Origin of the sequence: Psychrobacter cryohalolentis K5 (assembly GCF_000013905.1) — a bacterium.
In the GTDB taxonomy this organism is placed as follows: Bacteria; Pseudomonadota; Gammaproteobacteria; order Pseudomonadales; family Moraxellaceae; genus Psychrobacter; species Psychrobacter cryohalolentis.
Window position 1 is genome coordinate 1,099,293 of record NC_007969.1, and the last position, 19,245, is coordinate 1,118,537.

Annotated in this window: 11 protein-coding genes and 1 pseudogene; 9 read left to right on the forward strand and 3 right to left on the reverse strand. The window is 35.3% G+C overall.

The window, feature by feature from the left end; translation table 11 throughout:
- Positions 1-67: 67 nt before the first annotated feature.
- The 3 genes and pseudogenes from PCRYO_RS04785 to PCRYO_RS13045 all read left to right on the forward strand — a co-directional run bounded on the left by PCRYO_RS04785 (position 68) and on the right by PCRYO_RS13045 (position 3,699).
- Positions 68-1,756, forward strand: a complete 1,689-nt coding sequence (locus PCRYO_RS04785) for a hypothetical protein (RefSeq protein WP_146110328.1) — start codon at positions 68-70, stop codon at positions 1,754-1,756.
- 73 nt (positions 1,757-1,829) lie between these two features.
- Complete coding sequence (locus PCRYO_RS04790; RefSeq protein ID WP_041753039.1) at positions 1,830-2,051, forward strand: hypothetical protein; 222 nt, start codon at positions 1,830-1,832, stop codon at positions 2,049-2,051.
- Between the two features lie 366 nt (positions 2,052-2,417).
- Positions 2,418-3,699: pseudogene (locus PCRYO_RS13045) on the forward strand (IS256 family transposase).
- Here PCRYO_RS13045 and PCRYO_RS04805 read toward each other — a convergent pair.
- Complete coding sequence (locus tag PCRYO_RS04805; protein ID WP_011513273.1) at positions 3,696-4,028, reverse strand: IS630 transposase-related protein; 333 nt, start codon at positions 4,026-4,028, stop codon at positions 3,696-3,698. The pseudogene PCRYO_RS13045 and the gene PCRYO_RS04805 sit on opposite strands and share 4 nt — an antisense overlap.
- Positions 4,029-4,184: 156 nt before the next feature.
- Here PCRYO_RS04805 and PCRYO_RS04810 point away from each other — a divergent pair, with 156 nt between their 5' ends.
- Both PCRYO_RS04810 and PCRYO_RS04815 read left to right on the forward strand, forming a co-directional pair.
- A complete protein-coding gene (locus tag PCRYO_RS04810; RefSeq protein ID WP_011513274.1) occupies positions 4,185-5,246 on the forward strand; it encodes an HNH endonuclease in 1,062 nt (353 codons plus the stop codon).
- 19 nt (positions 5,247-5,265) lie between these two features.
- A complete protein-coding gene (locus PCRYO_RS04815) occupies positions 5,266-5,892 on the forward strand; it encodes a class I SAM-dependent methyltransferase (protein WP_011513275.1) in 627 nt (208 codons plus the stop codon).
- A 167-nt stretch (positions 5,893-6,059) separates the two neighbouring features.
- Here PCRYO_RS04815 and PCRYO_RS04820 read toward each other — a convergent pair whose 3' ends face one another.
- The gene (locus PCRYO_RS04820; protein ID WP_011513276.1) at positions 6,060-6,860 is read right to left on the reverse strand and encodes an alpha/beta fold hydrolase; all 801 of its coding nucleotides are present in this window, start codon (positions 6,858-6,860) and stop codon (positions 6,060-6,062) included.
- Between the two features lie 382 nt (positions 6,861-7,242).
- Between PCRYO_RS04820 and PCRYO_RS04825 the strand changes: the two genes are divergently transcribed.
- The 3 genes from PCRYO_RS04825 (at position 7,243) to PCRYO_RS04835 (ending at position 13,862) form a co-directional block, all read left to right on the forward strand.
- Entirely contained in the window at positions 7,243-10,761 is a 3,519-nt protein-coding gene (locus PCRYO_RS04825; RefSeq protein WP_011513277.1) for a TM0106 family RecB-like putative nuclease, read from the forward strand.
- An 85-nt stretch (positions 10,762-10,846) separates the two neighbouring features.
- Positions 10,847-11,350, forward strand: a complete 504-nt coding sequence (locus PCRYO_RS04830) for a hypothetical protein (RefSeq protein ID WP_192941316.1) — start codon at positions 10,847-10,849, stop codon at positions 11,348-11,350.
- Between the two features lie 238 nt (positions 11,351-11,588).
- On the forward strand, positions 11,589-13,862 hold the full coding sequence (locus PCRYO_RS04835; protein WP_011513279.1) for a leucine-rich repeat domain-containing protein: 2,274 nt from the start codon (positions 11,589-11,591) through the stop codon (positions 13,860-13,862).
- Between the two features lie 288 nt (positions 13,863-14,150).
- Here PCRYO_RS04835 and PCRYO_RS04840 read toward each other — a convergent pair whose 3' ends face one another.
- A complete protein-coding gene (locus PCRYO_RS04840) occupies positions 14,151-16,292 on the reverse strand; it encodes a leucine-rich repeat domain-containing protein (protein WP_011513280.1) in 2,142 nt (713 codons plus the stop codon).
- Between the two features lie 516 nt (positions 16,293-16,808).
- On the opposite strand from PCRYO_RS04840, the gene PCRYO_RS04845 reads away from it, so the two are divergent.
- Positions 16,809-19,241 (forward strand): AAA family ATPase, encoded by a 2,433-nt coding sequence (locus PCRYO_RS04845; RefSeq protein ID WP_011513281.1) that lies wholly within the window; start codon positions 16,809-16,811, stop codon positions 19,239-19,241.
- The last annotated feature ends 4 nt before the right edge of the window (positions 19,242-19,245 follow it).

The following is a 19,245-nucleotide window of genomic DNA, read 5'->3' on the forward strand; positions in this document are numbered from 1 at the left end:
TAGATTTTATTAATGAATAATGACTATAGCAGATAACGTTTAACAGTCTTTTGGTAAGCTTTATACTTTGGCTATATTTATTATTCTTGTTGTTACACGTGAGGTTTTTAAAATGCGTTTAGATAGAGTGTCTGGTGCTCCCTTGGATAAGATCTATTCTTTCTCTGATTTACCTACCATGCATACTTTTGATGCTGCTGGTATTAATGTTGACCACCTACTTCTTTTGCAGTATACGCTTTCCAATAATTTTGTAGTTGGTGCTGAGTTTGCTATTGCTAATTTATACGATGATGTTTTTTTAAAAATTGAGTCTCTTTATGCTGAAGCTGCTGGATTTGGGGGTGACGGGCTAGCTGTTATTAGGTACCTAGAGACTACTGATATTGTGCAAGTTTCTGAAGAGTTGTCTAAGACAGTTGTCAATGACTACTTTAACTACTGTGTGGATGTTAATGATCGCTATCAGCCAAAAATATTTATCAACATGAAAGAGCAGCTCAATATCTTTCTAAAAAACCTGAGTTTTATTCAAAAGCTGCACTCTAACTCATATTTTTATAATGCTTCTAAAAAAACTATTCTGGATGAGTCAGGTTTAGAAGATGGGTTAGAGCTTAGCGATGATATAGAAGCTGACATAGAGCGCAGTGCTCATGAATCTTATATTGAAGCTTTGAATGCTATTAATAAAGATGTTTGCGTGTACATTATACTTTGGTTACATGCGTATAGATTTTCGCAGGCAAGGATAGAGTGTTCGAAAAATAAGGAAAATATAGCTTTTTCGCATAGGTATTATGGTTGGTCACAACCTCTCTACAGTCTGAATGAAGATTTTCAAATAGAGTTTAAGACTAATTTTGGATATGGTTATTCAAGCTATTTCTACTTGGTAATGTACTACAAAGGAATACAGATATTTAACTTTCTTGATTGGGTGAATTACGGTATTGCGGATCTTTCACAGATGCACAAGTATTCTATAAAATACACTGAGGAGCCTACGGACGATGAAAAAGAGCTGGGACAGACGAACAATAAAAATCAAACTATTAGTAATGAACTTTGGGTGGAAGCAGTAGAAGATGCTAAAGAAGCCTGTAATTTATATTTAAGAGAGGAGGATGCATTTATAAGGAAGCACATTATAGATAATCTGGGTGGTATGGTATCGAGATTGGAGAAAATAATAGATACAAGCGATGCTGAAATAAATAGTAAGTATAGAAGTTCTGCATATAAGTTCAGTAGTTATTGCTTCAGTAAAGAAGAAATAATAAAAGTAAAGTCGATGAACGTGAAGGGTTATATGATAAGTGGAGTATTAGGCTTTATAAATCAGATACTTAAATTGGAAGAAGTTATTTCAGTAAAGTCTTATTTAGAAAGAATATGGTCTTTAAATAGAAAATTAAAACCAATGTTAGAATTAGAAAGTATAAGAAATAAAGACATGAAAGCAAGGATAGAGTCTGAGGTAAAAAACACTAAAGATAGGATGATTGTTGTATGGACAGTGGGCGACGGTTCTGGTTGTTTAAGAGACCTAACAAATATGAAGAAAAAATCTGGTTTAAGTTCTGATGTACAAGAAGTATTTGATAGATTACAAAAAGAGCATGACGATCTATCTTTGAAAAATAAAGATATAATGGAAGATTATGACAACGTCAATAAACTCTTGAGAAATATTGATAGATATACTCTAAACATAGAGCAGTACTTCTCTAAGCAGTACTTCTCTAAGCAGTAGTTTGAATATGAAGTTTATAATTCAGCTTTATCATAAATTAGTCACACTAATACCAAGAATAGGACGTCTAACTATGTTTAAAAGTCTTACAAAATTTTTTAGAGCAGTTTCTGTAGAAGCGAATAAGATTAGCGATCAACTAGATGTAAAAATTAAAAAAGAAGAAAAGAAGTTAGTGGAGATACGGAAAGACTTCGAAGAACATGAGCGGAAATCAGCAGTGGAAGGAGGCTTCGATACAGTTGAAAAGTGGCGAGAACACATGGAGGAGATAAGAAGAGATTTATTGAAATAAATTTTTTGCTATATTCAGGATAACTTTACTTTGAATTATAGAGACCTATAGAGACCATCCCGAGGGTATCCCAGATTCTGTGTAACTGCCATTTAGATTAAATGCTTACTGATGCGGTGGTAACGCTCCCAAACCTAAGACACCTAATAAATAGAATTAAGCTACCTAGCTCAAGTAAATCTGTCTCCTAGATACTCGGGAGGGTTACCGTTCAATTTAATTTTGAGTAAGATTAATATAGTCAGTTCAAAATAAAAATGTTATGACCAGGGCAAATATTATAAAATAATTTGGATAAGTCATTTTGCATGAGACTTTCCCAAACTTTGTGTAACTGCTTATAATCCACTAACCGGAGAATAAGCAATGACTAACCAAACTGACATCAAGAAACTGGCCCAGCAGATGGCTGGTAGCATGAACAGCTTTGATGACATCAAAGACTTCCAAAAGCAACTCATGCAATCCTTTATCGATACTGCCCTAGAAGCTGAGATGGAAGACCATCTTGGCTATCCTAAGCATGAAAAGGCGGATAAACCTAATAAGCGCAATGGGCACACTAAAAAGACAGTCCGTAGTGACACAGGGGAGCTTGAGATCTCCACCCCAAGAGACCGTGACGGCGCTTTTGAGCCCACCTTAGTGCGTAAGCATCAAACCCGTATCTCAGGGCTTGACGATAAAATCATATTCCACTACAGGCATAGCCTTCCGTCTTGCGCTTCGGGCAAGTGTCTCCCAGACACTTGCTGATCCTCGCTCATATGCCAAGGGCCAAACGACCACCGAGATTGTCGAGACCATCAAAGAGCTTTACGACGTCGACATCTCAAGCTCTCTTGTCTCAAGAGTCACTGACAACATCTTGGAAGACATCACTGCGTGGCAGAATAGACCACTGAGCAGTGTTTATCCTATCGTCTATTTGGACTGTATTGTTGTTAAAGTACGTCAAGATAAGCAGATCATCAACAAGGCTATCTATCTGGCGCTAGGGGTGGGACTTAACGGTAAAAAAGAGCTGCTGGGTATGTGGTTATCAGAGAATGAGGGCGCTAAGTTCTGGCTAGGCGTTCTCACTGAATTGCAAAACCGCGGGGTACAAGACATACTCATTGCCTGTGTCGACGGTTTAAAGGGCTTTCCTGATGCCATCAATACTGTTTACCCCAACGCTCAGGTTCAGCTGTGTATCGTGCACATGGTGCGTTATTCAATGAAGTTCGTACCATGGACGGACAAAAAGGCCGTAGCGGCTGATTTAAAGGCAATTTATGGTGCTGATACTATAGAGATAGCAGAGGCCAATCTTGAGCACTTTGATGAGACTTGGGGTAAAGAGTACCCGCACGTGGTTAAGTCTTGGCGCAATAACTGGGAAGGCTTAACGGTGTTCTTTGGTTACCCTAAAGACATCAGAAAAGTCATATATACCACCAATGCTATTGAGTCGCTAAACAGTGTGATTCGTACGGCAGTGAATAAGCGTAAGGTGTTCCCGTCTGATCAGGCAGCGTTTAAGGTAGTCTATCTAGCAACCCAGCAGGCGTCTAAAAAGTGGTCGATGCCGATTCGTAACTGGACGTCTGCCCTTAATCGCTTTATGATTATGTTTGATGATCGTATCAGTAAGCATTTAATCTAAATGGCAGTTACACAGAATTCGGGATACCCTCCTTTTTTTTGACTAATGCCAAGACGCTTTAAGGCGTGATAAATACCTGTTTTACTACAGTTTAAACGACGTGCTCGCTCATACTGGTAATCATCAGGATGCTCTTTGACATCATTCAGTAGCACGTCATCTGGTATTTTATAGGGTTTGGTTTGTCTGGTTGTTTTGCTATGAACACGTCTCTTCCAGTTTTGTATGGTGGTTGGGCTGAGATTATAGAACTCAGCCGCTTCGGCAAAGGTCATACCGTCATCTATACTTTTGAGAACTTGTTTACGATAATCTAGTGAGTAAGTCATGGTCTTTATAATAACAATTGGGTTTGATAATTAGTTTATAACACTTTTAGGTGGGCTTGACTATAGCTTTGTAAGATTCTATAAACTGATAGTCGCCGTGCCTATGAAGGCTTTGCAAAATTAGATTATGCTGATATATTTTAAAGGATTCTCATTGTGCCCTCTGCCGACTTTCAGCTTAACTTTCTAAGACGTATTCAATGGTTGCTTGAATCTAGCTCTTATACCTCGACTTATAAATTCGCTTTATTAATGGCGATGACAAACCTTTCTATAGAATCAGCTATTAATGATAATAGTGAGTGTATTATGTCCTATGAAGAGTTAGCTGAGCAGTTTGTTCAGCTTTACTGGACACAAACACTGCCGTTTTCACATCAAGATGATGACTCTATATTGAAACAGAGTAATGTAGGGGGTCAAGCTAAGGTTATTACTAGCATACTGAAGTTGCAACAAGAGACTAAAACGACCAACATACGTGTAGCTCGGACGCGTGATATTAAAAAGTGGCAGTCAACGATTAAAGAGGTTGCTCAGACCATTAAGAACAACCCGGCAAAGTATTTACAAAGTGCCCAAGATAAGGTCAGTCGCGAATTTCTATATGTTTATAATCCTAAAGCAAACGAGATAATATTGATGCCTGGAGTCGCATATTGCTTTACCCGTTTCAGTCAGATAATTCATAAACTCTGCCAGCAGTATTGGACAGAGTTTGTGCGTAAGAACCGTCACAATCAACCGTATTTCAGCGATGATGTTGACCTGCAACAATTTTTATTTCATCAATCAAGACAAAGTTTAAAAGTCTTAGAATCTATATTAATTGATACACAACAAGGGCAGTGCTTCTATTGTCATAAAGCTTTAAAAAATAATATTGAAGTCGATCATTTTATTCCTTGGTCGAAATACCCCATTGATACCACTCATAACTTCGTACTCACTGATCATAGCTGCAACAATAGCAAACGGGATTATCTTGCTGAAGAGCTATTTTATGAGAAGTGGTTAGAGCGCAATCAACAACATGGTCATACGATTGAACAAGAAGCAAAAACCATAGGCTTTATAACTAACCAGCAACGCTCAGAGACGATTAGCCAGTGGGCCTATCAAATAGCAATAGAACATGAGGATTTGGTCTGGTCGCCAGAACCAAGTATAAAGCTACGACCAATTAATCCTGACTTATTGCCACAGCTTCGAGCCTGATAAATAGATATGTCACCTTATGATCAATCAATTATCTAAAAGAATGCTTAACTATTATGATGAAAATGTCGTTGAGTTTGCTTGTCAAACGGTAAGCATAGATATGCATGATTTATACGAGCTATTTATTAATCAGCTCCCTCAAAGAGATACGCAGTCTATTTTAGATGTGGGCTGTGGCTCAGGTAGGGATGCAAGTTACTTTGCTAAACAGGGTTATGAGGTAACAGCGATAGATGCCAGCGCTGGATTAATTCAGTGGGCTCAGAAATATCATATGTCGAGCAGAATTAGTTGGGTTCACTTAGATTTTAGCAGTATTGAAAATCAGACTTGGGAAAATAAGTTCACTGGCATTTGGGCTTGTGCCTCATTGCTACACGTACCTTTTCTCGAGCTATCTTTCATTATAAAGTCATTACTCTACACCTTAACTGATAAAGGCGTGATGTACTTATCATTTAAATGTGGAGAAGGGGAGCGAGTAGACAATGAGCGCTTCTTTTGTGATATGAATGAATCACGTTGGACAACCATTGTTGCTAAAATACCGCAAGTAATTGAGTATAAGATCTGGTTGTCGGCCGATAAAAGATCTAGTATTGAGAATAATTGGTTTAATATCACCATTAAGAAAACAGATTAATTTGAAAAGAATTAGATAGTCAAACCATCAAGCTACTGATCATCAAACGGTAAAAGTTGAATGATCAATGAGTTGATAATCGGAATATGATAAGAAATATAAGTTACTTCTTATCATTATTTTATAGATGCATAACCACTCAATTAAAAACCTAAAAAACGATAAGGCTATGAATGTTCTGAAATGAAATCAGAAATATATTCATTGACAATCTTTGGTTGCTCAAGTGCCACCGAATGGCCCGCCTTTGGAATCACAAACATCTGACTATCCGCTACAGTTTGAGCGATGTTATGGGAAAGTGGCACTTCATAAGCGTGGTCTTGCTCACCTGCCAATATTAGCATAGGTACCTTACAGTCCTTAAGCTCATCTAAGACACCTGTACGATGTATAACACCATGAGCACTGCGCGCAATATCTGGCCCTAGTTTCAGCATATGATCACGCCAGTACTCGCGCTCGCTTGCACGTGAGGCGTCTGCCAAATAGTCATCACCAAACATAATATACATGAGTGTGTCGATAAATGGTTCGGTGCCTTGTGCGTTTACACCATCAATGAGGGGGGAGAAATCAGAGAGCTTATATTCAAGCTCTCCGCTAGAGCCAAGTACAATACAACCTTTCAGTAAATCTGGTCGTCGAGCAGCTAAACGCAAAGCAATAAAGCCTCCCATAGAGTTACCTGCAAAGAAGCAAGGTGCTAGGTTGAGTGCCTCAATCAATGCTATCGCATCATCGGTATGCGTATCCATATCAACACTTTTTAAATCTGATCGAGAGCTTTGTCCTTGGTCTCGAAGATCATAGCTCACAATTCGAATAGTCTTAGAGAAGTATTCTGTTTGATGAGCGAACATTGTTTGATCAAAAAATAGGGAGTGACACATCACTAATACTGGTGCGTCTTTCGGACCTTGATCACTATAAACAAGGGTAGTTCCATTAACGTTAATATTTGGCATGGTTCTCATCCTTGTAGTAAACACTTTGAATTCAAATAGATATAGTCATGTGAACTTATTTATAGTAGCACTAATTTACTTAAAGAGATGATAGGTTTATAGCATCGAGCATTGTTTTTCCAGTCAATTTATGTCGAACAAAATTTAGTTACTTTATATGTTAATGAATGTAAGATAAGTAAATAATATTGTTACTGCTCAGTTGCTATTAAAACTATTATTCTTGGATTTAGTTTTACATAATTAATGATAAGTAAGATATTAATATGAATTGAAAAATAAATTTTGCTAATACCTAGATAGATAATTATTAATTTTTATTCTACGAAAAAAAGACTATTTAAGAGAAGGTTTTAATAGAGCCATAAATATAAGGCAAATAATGTATAAAAAAGAGGGTATGTTTTACTCACCATCAGATCTAACCAAATACATGGAAAGTCCTTTTGCATCATGGATGGATAGACTCGCTCAAGAGTATCCAGAGTTAGCACCTAAGCCAGATCCTAGTGACGAGCTTATGGTGATGTTGCAACAAAAAGGTTATGAGCATGAAGATAAGCTAGAGACGCAGTTCATAGCTGAAGGCAAGAGCTTAGTCAAAATTGAGGGCATTACCAAAAAGGATAAATATACCAAAACTTTAGCGGCAATGAAGCAAGGTGCTGAAGTCATTATACAAGGAAGGTTAGAGCTTAGGGAGTTCGCCAGCTATGCTGATTTTCTGGTGAAAGTGGAGCACAAGTCAGATCAACCTTTAAGCAATCTCGGAGATTGGCATTATGAGGTGTGGGACACTAAGCTTGCTAGTCACGTCAAGCCAACATTTATAATCCAATTGTGTTGCTACGCTCAAATGCTTGAGACCATTCAAGGCTGCTTGCCTCAAAATATTACCGTTGCTCTTGGCAATGGTGAGAAGCAAATACTAAAGACTCATGATTTTTATTACTATTATCTATCTCTTAAAAATACTTTTTTGGTCGAGCACTCTCGCTTTCATCCCGATCAAAAACCAGATCCTGCTGACTCGAAAAGTTGGGGTAATTGGAGTAACCATGCCGAACAAATTTTGCTCGATAAAGATCATCTGTTTCAAGTGGCGAACATTACCAAAGCACAAATTAAAAAGCTCAATAAAGTAGGTGTTCGCACTATGCAGCAGCTCGCAGAGTTGCCTTTATTATCAGTGCCTGGTATCCATTCTACATCTCTCACTAAAATTAAAGCTCAAGCTGCTATACAAATCAAAACCCATTTAAAAAATCAAATCTCAGATGAGCCTGATAGTAGTGATAAACCAGAGTTTGAAATATTGACTCACATACAGGATGAGAAAAAAGGTTTAGCACTATTACCGCCACATTCTGCACTGGACGTATTCTTCGACATTGAAGGATTTCCACTTGATGAAGGCGGTTTAGAGTATTTATGGGGCAATAGCTATCTTGATGAACAGGGTAATCGTCAATTTAAAGATTTCTGGGCGCATAATACTGAACAAGAAAAACAGTGTTTTGAGGCGTTTATCCACTGGGTATATGACAGATGGCAACAAGACCCGAGTATGCACATTTATCACTATGCTAATTATGAAATTGCTGCGTGCCGAAAACTTATGGGTCGCTATGGCGTTTGTGAGTATGAAGTTGACCAACTCTTAAGAAATGAAGTGTTTGTAGACTTGTATAAAGTGGTGAAAGGTGGCTTACGATTAGGTGCCTCTAAATACTCTATCAAAAACGTAGAGCGTCTCTATCGAAGCAAGCGTAACACTGAGGTAGGCAATGGCGGTGATTCTATCGTTGTTTATGATCACTGGCGACAGTTATTTGAGCAAGGCCTAGAAGGGGATACTTGGCAAACCTCGAAGATTCTAAATGATATTCGAGATTATAATATTGATGATTGCGACTCTACGCAGGAGCTAACGGTATGGTTGAGGGAGCAGCAAGCAATACATCGCATTGAGTATCTTGGTAAAGCAGAAGTTATTGAGGCAGAAATACCCGATGAAGTAAGCATAGTAACTGCATTGCGTGATCGTTTATTGGCTCAAGCCAAAATGGAATCGCTCGACAACCCTAAACAGGGACAACTGACTGAAAACTTGGCATGGATGTTAGAGTTTCATCGCCGAGAGTCTAAGCCTTTATTTTGGAAGCTTTTTGATCGACTTGGTTCAGACGAGATGGAGCTTTTTAACGACTTAGACTGTCTTGCACTTTGTGAGCGGACGGATAGAGCGCCCTTTAAGTCTCAACCCAAAGCTAGAAACTTAAGCTATGAGTATAGCTTCGATTTAGAGCAAGAATTTAAGGGCGCTGTGAAAAGCTTCTATTTACTTGGAGTTGAAAAATCAGATGGCAAAAATGCTACGGTTAGTTTTGCTGCCGAGGAAAGTGATTTAGACAAGGGTATAATCGTAGTTAAAGCTAAAGACGAACCACCAATCACAATATCACTTATTCCAGACGACTACATTAGAGCGGATGTTATCTCAGAAGCAATCTTTAGAACGGTTGCTGAGTATGAACAAGGATTATTTAAACAACAACAATCTGCCGTTATAGACTTTTTAACGGGTTCAAAGCCGAGAATATCAAATCATAAAGGAGGTGATATTGTCGATAGTGATGAACCTAATGCACGCTTAGAGCAAATCATCACGGCGATTGTTAATCTAGATAATAGCTACTTACCTATACAGGGCCCTCCTGGCGCTGGCAAGACTTTCACTGGTAAACATGTCATCGCTCATCTGCTTAAATCAGGCGCAAAAATAGGCATCTCAAGTAACAGCCATAAAGCGATCAACAATCTATTATTGAGTACTGCCAAGTATTGCAAACTTCAAAACATAAAAGCAGCTTTTATTTGTACACAAGATACTGATGATGAGCTTGCAGATTATGATGTGACTATATCTAGCAATAGTAAGTTGATCAGTCAGATACAATCAGCCTGTGTTATCGGAACAACTGCTTGGGGTTTTGCGCGAGAAGATATGACTAAGCAGCTCGACTATTTATTTATTGATGAAGCCGGTCAGGTTTCAACGGCAAATTTGGTAGCTATGAGTCGTAGTGCTAAGAATTTAGTATTAATGGGTGATCAGATGCAGTTAGGTCAACCTTCACAAGGCACCCATCCTGCTCAAAGTGGGTTATCTATATTAGATTATCTACTCCATAAAACACCGACAATACCTGCAGATAGAGGTGTGTTTTTAGATACGACTTATCGTATGCATAGCAAAGTAAATACTGTTATCAGTCAGCTAATCTATGAGAACAAACTAAAGTCTCATCTTGATAATGATAAGCGTATTCTTCAAATTTCAGACGTATCTGGTCAAAGTACTGATCACCAAACCTTAGACGCGTATTTGAACTCTGAGGCAGGCATTATCTTTATCCCTGTAGAGCATGAAGGTAATACTCAAGCTTCTGATGAAGAGGTTGTAGTGATTAAGCAACTAGCTGAATCACTGTTAGGGCGTCTATTACATACTGGTGCGACTAAAGATACTGGAGAGCCAGAAACTCGCCCAATTACATGGGACGATATGTTGTTTGTCGCTCCCTATAATCATCAAGTTAGTAAGCTAAAAACTGCCTTGGGCAAACAAGCAAAGATTGGTAGTGTGGATAAGTTTCAAGGTCAAGAAGCGCCTATCATATTTTTAAGTATGTGTAGTAGTGATGCTAGTGAATCGCCTCGCGGTATTGAGTTCTTGCTGGATAAAAACCGCATTAATGTCGCGATCTCTAGAGCACAAACCTTGGCTGTCGTAGTGGCAAATTCTAATCTTGGTAATATGTCCGTCAATAATGTTGAGCAGTTAAAAAAAGTGAATCTATTTAATGCAATGAACCTCATGAACGACAGGATCGTCTAATTCATAAGCTAAGATGGAGAGCAATTCAAGAAATACGATTAACTTGAATTTTAAATTTTACGATAAAAATACAGGAGTCATGCTTATGATAGCTAATGCTGTGCAGAGAGGTAGTAGTGTTTACCTGTATGATGAAACAGGCCAAGATTTGCCAGTTTCAATTTTTACTAGAGGAGGTAGGTTAGTAGGGTTTACTGCTTCTACAGTAAGCATTCAAAACGGTACCCTTATTTATACTTACGATAATCGGGGTAATATCTTAGGCACTCCAATTTCTACTGCCTCTCAAGGGACCATTGAGTCTGATGCAACGAATGATAGGGAATCTAGCAGATATAGTAATAGAGCAAATAGTAATACATCAGATTATGGGTTCATTGATGGATATATCGAAAGTTTAACGAATTATGTATACAGGAAGGGATGGAGTCAAAAGAGTATATTTGGAAAACTACTAACTTTGATTTTATTACCCTTTGCAGTTTGCATCTCTGCTATTCAGATTGCTTTCACAATTTTAAGATGGCTAGTGATTGCTGCGGTAGTACTTGTAGTTCTATATGTATTTTATATAGGTATTTTTGGTTAGTTTTACCATTTTTTAAGTATTATCACTACAGTGGAAAAATATTATAAAGCCCGATGTATAAAGATGGCTATTCGAGATTTAAAAACATACAATCATAGGGTGGCCCTATTAATATAGGTTCATTAGCTAAAGGAGAAAATCAGTCAATTTGAAGTTTTGGATAATTGCTACTTAAATTTCTATAAGCCGATCATAGCGGACAAACAAAAACTAATTTCATTTAATAAAGGGATTTATAATGAAAAACGTAGCTGACTCAAATAATGAAGAATGGATGCAAGAGATTTGGGATTGGGCAGATAAATTTAATATTGAAAAAGATATTATCCCTAGAAAGCCAAAAAAATTAATTAAGTTAGAAGTACTGGAAATTAGTTACAATGATGAAATAAGTACAATACCTGAAAGTATTGGAAATCTTAAGAGTTTAGTAACTTTCGCACTAGAAGGAAGTAAAGTAAAAAAATTACCAAACAGTATCGGTGAATTATCTAAACTGAAGCAATTAGTAATTAGCAGTAATGATAAACTAACTGAACTTCCTAAAAGCATGGGTAATCTTGAAAATTTGGAAGAACTTCAGTTGAGAGGAAATGGACTTAAAAAATTACCAGATAGTTTCGGGCAGCTATCAAACTTAATATACCTAACCATTAACGGTAACTATAACTTAACTGAACTTCCTGAAAGTCTTGGAGGCCTTGAAAACCTAGAAAGCCTTACTTTAGGATACATGGGGATAACAAAATTACCAGAAAGTATTGGTCAGCTATCAAAATTAAAATATTTAACTATTGAAGATCTTGAAAACATAATTGATCTTCCTGAAAGTATTAAAGACCTTGGGAATTTAGAAAGCCTTACTTTAGAGAATAGTGGTTTTAAAAAATTACCAGAAAGTATTGGTCAGTTGTTAAATTTAACAAATTTAACTATTAATTATAATAATAATATCACCGAATTTCCTGAAAGTATTGGAAATTTAAATATTTTAGAATATCTTAGTTTAGGAGGTAATAGTGTTAAAAAATTACCAGATAGTATTGGAAAATTATTTAGTTTAAGAGAGCTAAACATTAGTAATATTGAAAAATCGATCGATATTCCTGAAAGTATTGGCAATCTTAAGAATTTAGAAAGCCTTAGTTTAGGATACATAAATATTAAGAAATTACCTGAAAATATTTTTCAATTATCAAGTTTATTAAGTTTGACTATAGTAGATAATATGAAACTCACAGAAATTTCTGAAAATATTAATAAACTTAAAAATTTAGAGACACTCTATTTAAAAGGTAATAACTTTAAAAAATTACCTAGTAGTATTGGTCAGTTATCAAAATTGATAGATTTAAGTATAGAATATACTGGAAAAATTACAGAAATTCCTGATAGCTTAGTAGAACTTAATAATTTACAGAATCTCACTTTATGTGGTATGGAAATAAAAAAACTACCTGAAAACATGAGTCACTTGTCATGTCTAACAAATTTAACAATTACACATAATAGAAAACTCACAGAATTCCCTGAGAGTGTTGCAGGTATTAAGAATCTAGAAATACTATCTTTAAATGAAAACAGTTTAAAAACATTATCTGAAAGCATAAATAAAATGGAAAATTTAAAATATTTATATTTAGCTTCTAATTCTTTAAAGTCTTTACCTGATTTATCGAATTTAATTAAATTAGAATATTTGGAATTAGATAACAACAAGTTGAATTCTCTTCCTGAAAGTATTATAGGTATGGAGAATTTAGAATCAATGAGTGTCTATGGTAACCCTCTTAAAGCTATTTCGAAACCTGTATTAAGTTTTCTAAAAAATTTAGACGTTTACGTTGATGGAGTTGATGAGGTTGATGAGGTTGATGAATCAGATTATTCAACTTCAAACATCTCTAATGAAAATGATACTTCAAGATTTCTTCAGGTAAATGGTTATGGGGTAGAGACCTTTGCTGGTACTGTAGAGGCTGCAACGTATCAATACTTCGAAGATAATGATATAGATCTTGAAAGTTATAGTAATGATGCTGAGTGGGGTAATGATGACTGCCAAGTTCCAGAGGAGCATAACTTTGGCGGGTATGGATTATATGAAGTCGATAATCTATGGCATGTCAACGGCGCTTATTTAACAGAAGATACTCAAATTGAGTTGGTGAACGGTTCTGAAGATACAATCTGGAGTTCGAACTGTGATACTGAATCGCTTGAATCGCAAGGTATTAAGTTGATTTGCGTTTCAAGTCAAGAAGATATTTTTGATAGCTTAGATTTAAAGACAGTTGTCATGATTGGTAGAATTTTCCAACAAGGTTGTACTTTTGAGACTCAACTTCAGGATATTGAAAATTTTGATCCAAATAACCTGACTATCTACTACCATGAAGATGAAAGCGGACGTATTATTAAGAAAATTGAATACAATGATACTGAGCTTGAAAACGGCAATAGTAGTACTTCTGGTTCAGGATCTGAATATTCTTGGGAAGTCATTGGATAGTAGGGTATTTAATATTTTTTAGAATGAAGTCCTATCAAAATATTTATAGTGCGCTTAGTGAAATCCTCAATTTTGCTAAGCGCGTTTTTAAATATCATGAATTTTTAAAAACAGTATCTCTTACAAACAAAGTGATTTTTTAGCACATTAAGTTCTCAAAATATCAAGCAACGATGAGTATTGTTTTTAAGTATTAGCCAAAAATTATTACTCATCAATTCAGGTTTTACGCTCTATAGCCTAAGTAGTTATCGAATACTATAATCAGAAAATACGATATTAACAGGGTTATATAATGACAAACCAAGACAATTCTTGTCTTTGTCCATATGAAGAACTTGACTCATCTTCTATTATTTTACCGTCGTATTTAATCATTTTAATAACATCAATTCCATCGTCTTCGTGATAATAAATAACTAGTTTACTTGCATCGAATTTTTCAGTTAATTTAATTTTGGTCTTAAAAATGACACCATTTGAAACATACCTACCAGCTATAACAGCTAATGGTGTTGGTAATTCATTCACAATTTCGTCAAAATCACCATCGCATATTATTTTAACACCTTGATCCTTTAGATCCTTCGAACTTAAAGAGCTTTGCCAGATACATGAATTATTACCATCGATAACTTCAATCTCATTATCATCAATGTCTAAATATGCACCGTTTATATGCCATAAATCATCCGTTTGTTCAAGACCCATTCCTCCAAAATTATGTTCATCTGAGATATCTAATTCATCTAAGTCAAAAGTAACATCATGATTGTATTCATTAAGATCTATACCGTTATCTTCAAAATATTGATAAGTTTTAAAATCCACAGTACCTCCAAAAGTCTCTACACCAGTGCCATTAATTTGGATCGTTACTACATTATTTTTTTCACCATTGTTATTGATCATTTCAAGATTTTCATTAAGGCCAATTATACTAACGTTGATCATCTGAGATAAAACATTTAAAACCTGTGAACTTAGCGCATTATCATTAACAGGAATCCAAAACTCTTTCAAGCTATTAATTTCATTCATGCTATTAGGCAATGTAGTGATTGGATTATCGTCAATATATATCTTTTCAATAAAACATAGCTTATTTATGGAATCAGGTAAAGTAGTTAGTTTGTTAGATCTACAATTCAAATGACTTAAGTTTGACAATGAGCTTATTGAGTCAGGTAAAGTAGTCAATTCGTTATAACTACAGTCTAATTTTTTAAGATTTGACATCAAACCTATTGAGTCAGGTAAAGTAGTTAATTTGTTATAACTACAATCTAAATAACTTAAGTTTGACAATGAGCTAATTGAGTCAGGTAAACATTTCAGTTTATTATCAGTAATTATTAGATCAACTAAATTTTTAAGTGATCCTATATTCTCAGGCAGATATTTAATTTTATTGTTATAAATATCTAATTTTTCTAAAAGTTGTAAGTTTCCTATATTGCTTGGGAGTTCTATGAGTTCATTACATTCTAGGTTAAGAGACTTAAGGTTGGTTAAATTTTCAATATTTTTAGATAGTTTTTTTAAATTACAATTTCGTAAGTTCAAATATTCTAAGGAAGGTAAATCAAAAAGAGAGTTATTTATTTTCATATTGTAATTTGAATCAAGGTCTAAATATTTTATATTTTTTAGATCCTTAAAGTTATCAGGGATTGTTTTGATATCAAGGCCTGATAGGCGTAGTCTTTCTAAATATTGAAACTGAGTGACGATTTCAAGTGTATTTGAAATATTAAATGTATCAAAAAAATTAATGTAAAAAGCTAGATTCGATAATTTTTTTTGATTCAAGATAAAATCTGGAAATTTATCTTTTGAGTAGCTCCCAATTTCTATACTAGTTAAATTTTTTAAATGATTAATGCTTTGGGGTAATATTTCTATTGAATTAGAGCTATAGTGTAAAAGATTAAGATTTTCGAGATTGCCTATAAGATCAGGAAGTTTTTTTAAATTATAGTTATTTTTTAAATTAAGGTGCTCTAAATTTTCTAACTCAGAAATACTCTCAGGTAAAGATTTAATTTTTATATTAGTACTAACGTCTAAATATTTTAGCCCTTTTAATTTATTTATACTTTTTGGTAAAATGCTTATCTTATTATTATTTAACTTGAGAGTTTCAAGTTCATTTAATTTCATTAAAAATGCAGGAACTGACTTTAAATCTGAATTGCTTAAGTCAAGATATTTTAGTTTTTTTAAGTTTGAAAAAGCTTTAGGTAGTGGGTTTATGTACCTAAAAGTTCGACTACTATCAGATTCATAAACAACACTGCTAAATTTTTGTAGATTAATTAAGTCGCTGGCATTACGAGGTATATCTTGTTCGGATAAATCATTCTCATCCGCCCACTTCCAGATTTCTTCCATCCACGTTTCAGTCTGTTGAATACTGTTGTTTAGCATGCTGAGTCCCTTGTATAATTGATTCTGAATTGAGAAAATAATTTTAAATTATATTATCATTAGTATGTTATTAAGCCAAGTTAAAAAAATATAATCTATATTTTTGATAAATTATTTATATTGTTGTTAATCTAATTTTATATTAATTAAATTGATTTATACCTATTCATTCTTGATGTTCTTTGGATCAAATCTTTAAAAAAATGGCACTCATCATACTTGTCCATCAGAATTTTTGACCATATCAAAACTTATATTATTCATTTTAATCATGTATTTAGTCTTGGTACTGGAGATCAGAGTTTATCTTCACTGCTTGTAGAGAATTTTAATCAGTATATTGTGATGCAAAACTATAAAATTTAGTTTGTTACTATTCATTTAGCTGCGGCTGTGGTTGATATTTTAAAACATCTACTAATTTTTATTTTAAATAAATGGTATCTTAGACACTTACGCGTAATCAGATATTAAATAGAATACTTTAATCAGAAAGTATAACATTAACAGGATTTTATGATGACTGAAAATTTTGAAGCAATAGATGTAAATTCTTATTGGTTTGTTGGTGCTGTATATAATGGGATAGACCAAACGTCTCGATTTGTTGAAACAGGTATCTGGGAGGTTAATCCTGAAGCCAATCAGATTGATTCAGTAAAGTCTATTGAGGCTGGTGATAGGATCGCTATTAAATCAACCTATACTAGAAAAAACGAACTACCTTTTGATAATCGAGGCCACACAGTTTCTGTGATGTTAATTAAGGCTATCGGTACCGTTATTGAGAATGTAGGTGACGGTAACCTTTTAAAAGTAGATTGGGACAACAGCTTTATTGCTAAAGAATGGTATTTTTTCACTAGTCGAAATACAGTTTGGAGAGTCATTCCTGAGACTGCGTTAAGAGTTAATTTGATTGATTTTGCATTTGACGGTAAAGCTCAAGACATAGATATGTTCCGTAATAATCCTTATTGGCTTGAAAGATTTGGCGATTCACCTTCAGAGCATTCCGCTTTTGAGTGGACAACTTTCTATGAAGAAATGGCCTCTAAGCTTCTTGCCTTTCGCTATCGTCGTGATGAGCTTGTCACCGGTATTCATAAAATATCTGAAACAAGTAATGTCATGTCTATTCTTAACGACCAATACGAAGAGGGTGTCGAAGGAGGATTATTAAAAGATATATGTCCTTTTACAGTCATGGCTCTTTTTAATCGTGGAATCACTGACGATAATCGCAAAATTATAGCTAAAGCATTGGCTGAACTACTTGATTTAACAGAGCCTGTTCCTGAATCTTTTGATGGCATTCCTATAGTTAACAACCAAAGGACATGGTTTTTTAGTTATAGCTATAAGCGTCATCCAGATGATATAGATATTCTATGGGAGGTGTTTGCTCAAGCCATCGCATTTGCCGACTTAGACGGTGAAATTGAAGATGATAGATTCCAGTTTATGGCTGCATATGATAAAGCAACGCACTGCCATAGAGTGGGTTGGAATCTCACTATGGGTCTATATTGGATTAGGCCTTGGAAATTCTTAACGCTAGATAGACAATCTCAAGAATACATCAATAAAAAGCTTGATATCGAAATCAATAAAAACGGTCCAAAAGCACGCTGTGATGCTAATGATTATTTAAAGTTGTTAGAGAGTTTTGAAACCAGATTTTTAGAAGAAACTTATCCTGTACATTCTTTTCCTGAACTCTCGCTTGTAGCAGATAAGTATCAGCCTAATGATTTGGAGAAGATATCTAAAAATAACTGGAAATATATTATTCCATCTCAAGTGAAACAGCTCTGTCATGACAAGCAGTTTAATGAATTTACGGTAGATGAATTTTTAAAAAGGTTTACTAAGGATCTTGAACAAAGATATCCTAAGAACAGTGACGTGAAAAGAGATATTAAATATGTTTTAAGAGAAATGGCTAAAAATGGAAGTTTGGAGTCACTTAGTAAAGGAGTGTATCGCTTGCTGAATGTAAATATGACCAGTGATCTTGATGTTTCAACCTATTCTGAGCTTGATATTCAAACAGTCCCTGATACTTACTCTGCTACTAATATTACATCTGATGGGTGTTTTTTGCCTAAAGCTAAGATTGAGATGATACTCAAACGTTTTCGAGCTAAGAAAAATCTAATACTACAAGGGCCTCCCGGTACTGGTAAAACTTGGTTGGCTAAAAGATTAGCCTTTGCTTTAATGGGTCAGCGTGACGATAGCAAAATACGAGCCGTGCAATTTCATCCTAATTTGTCTTATGAAGATTTTATTAGAGGTTGGCGTCCATCAGGTGAGGGCAAGCTGACATTGGTAGACGGTCCTTTTATGGAAATGATCAAAGCCGCTATTGATGATCCTGAATCAAAGTACGTTATTGTCATCGAAGAGATTAACCGAGGTAACCCTGCTCAAGTGTTCGGTGAGATGCTCACACTACTTGAAACCGATAAAAGAACCCCAGACGAAGCGTTAGAGCTGTCTTATAGAAAGTTCGATGGTGAACGTGTTTATATTCCCAGTAATTTATATGTCATAGGCACAATGAATATAGCTGACCGTTCGCTGGCCTTGGTTGATCTTGCGCTACGTCGTCGGTTTGCTTTTATTGATCTTGAGCCAACATTAGGCAAGCCATGGCATGATTGGGTTCAATCCAAAAATGGCATTGATTCAACGATTTTAAATGCAATTGACAGTCGCATCAGGGCTCTAAATGAGGATATTGCTGCAGATACCAGTCTTGGTGCTCAGTTTCAAATAGGCCATAGCTATGTCACGCCAGCCGTTGGGATGAATATAACGGATGCTAAGGAATGGTTTAGTGAGGTGGTACAGACGGAGATTGGTCCTTTACTGGATGAGTACTGGTTTGATGATCTTGAGAAGTCGCAAAAAGCGCAGAAACGCTTGATTGAAGGTCTGTAAGTCT

Bases quoted from the DNA above. Each gene is read 5' to 3' on its own strand.
- PCRYO_RS04790 (WP_041753039.1), top strand. From the start codon at position 1,830: ATGTTTAAAAGTCTTACAAAATTTTTTAGAGCAGTTTCTGTAGAAGCG.
- PCRYO_RS04805 (WP_011513273.1), bottom strand. From the start codon at position 4,028: ATGACTTACTCACTAGATTATCGTAAACAAGTTCTCAAAAGTATAGAT.
- PCRYO_RS04815 (WP_011513275.1), top strand. From the start codon at position 5,266: ATGATCAATCAATTATCTAAAAGAATGCTTAACTATTATGATGAAAAT.
- PCRYO_RS04820 (WP_011513276.1), bottom strand. From the start codon at position 6,860: ATGCCAAATATTAACGTTAATGGAACTACCCTTGTTTATAGTGATCAA.
- PCRYO_RS04825 (WP_011513277.1), top strand. From the start codon at position 7,243: ATGTATAAAAAAGAGGGTATGTTTTACTCACCATCAGATCTAACCAAA.
- PCRYO_RS04830 (WP_192941316.1), top strand. From the start codon at position 10,847: ATGATAGCTAATGCTGTGCAGAGAGGTAGTAGTGTTTACCTGTATGAT.
- PCRYO_RS04835 (WP_011513279.1), top strand. From the start codon at position 11,589: ATGAAAAACGTAGCTGACTCAAATAATGAAGAATGGATGCAAGAGATT.
- PCRYO_RS04840 (WP_011513280.1), bottom strand. From the start codon at position 16,292: ATGCTAAACAACAGTATTCAACAGACTGAAACGTGGATGGAAGAAATC.
- PCRYO_RS04845 (WP_011513281.1), top strand. From the start codon at position 16,809: ATGATGACTGAAAATTTTGAAGCAATAGATGTAAATTCTTATTGGTTT.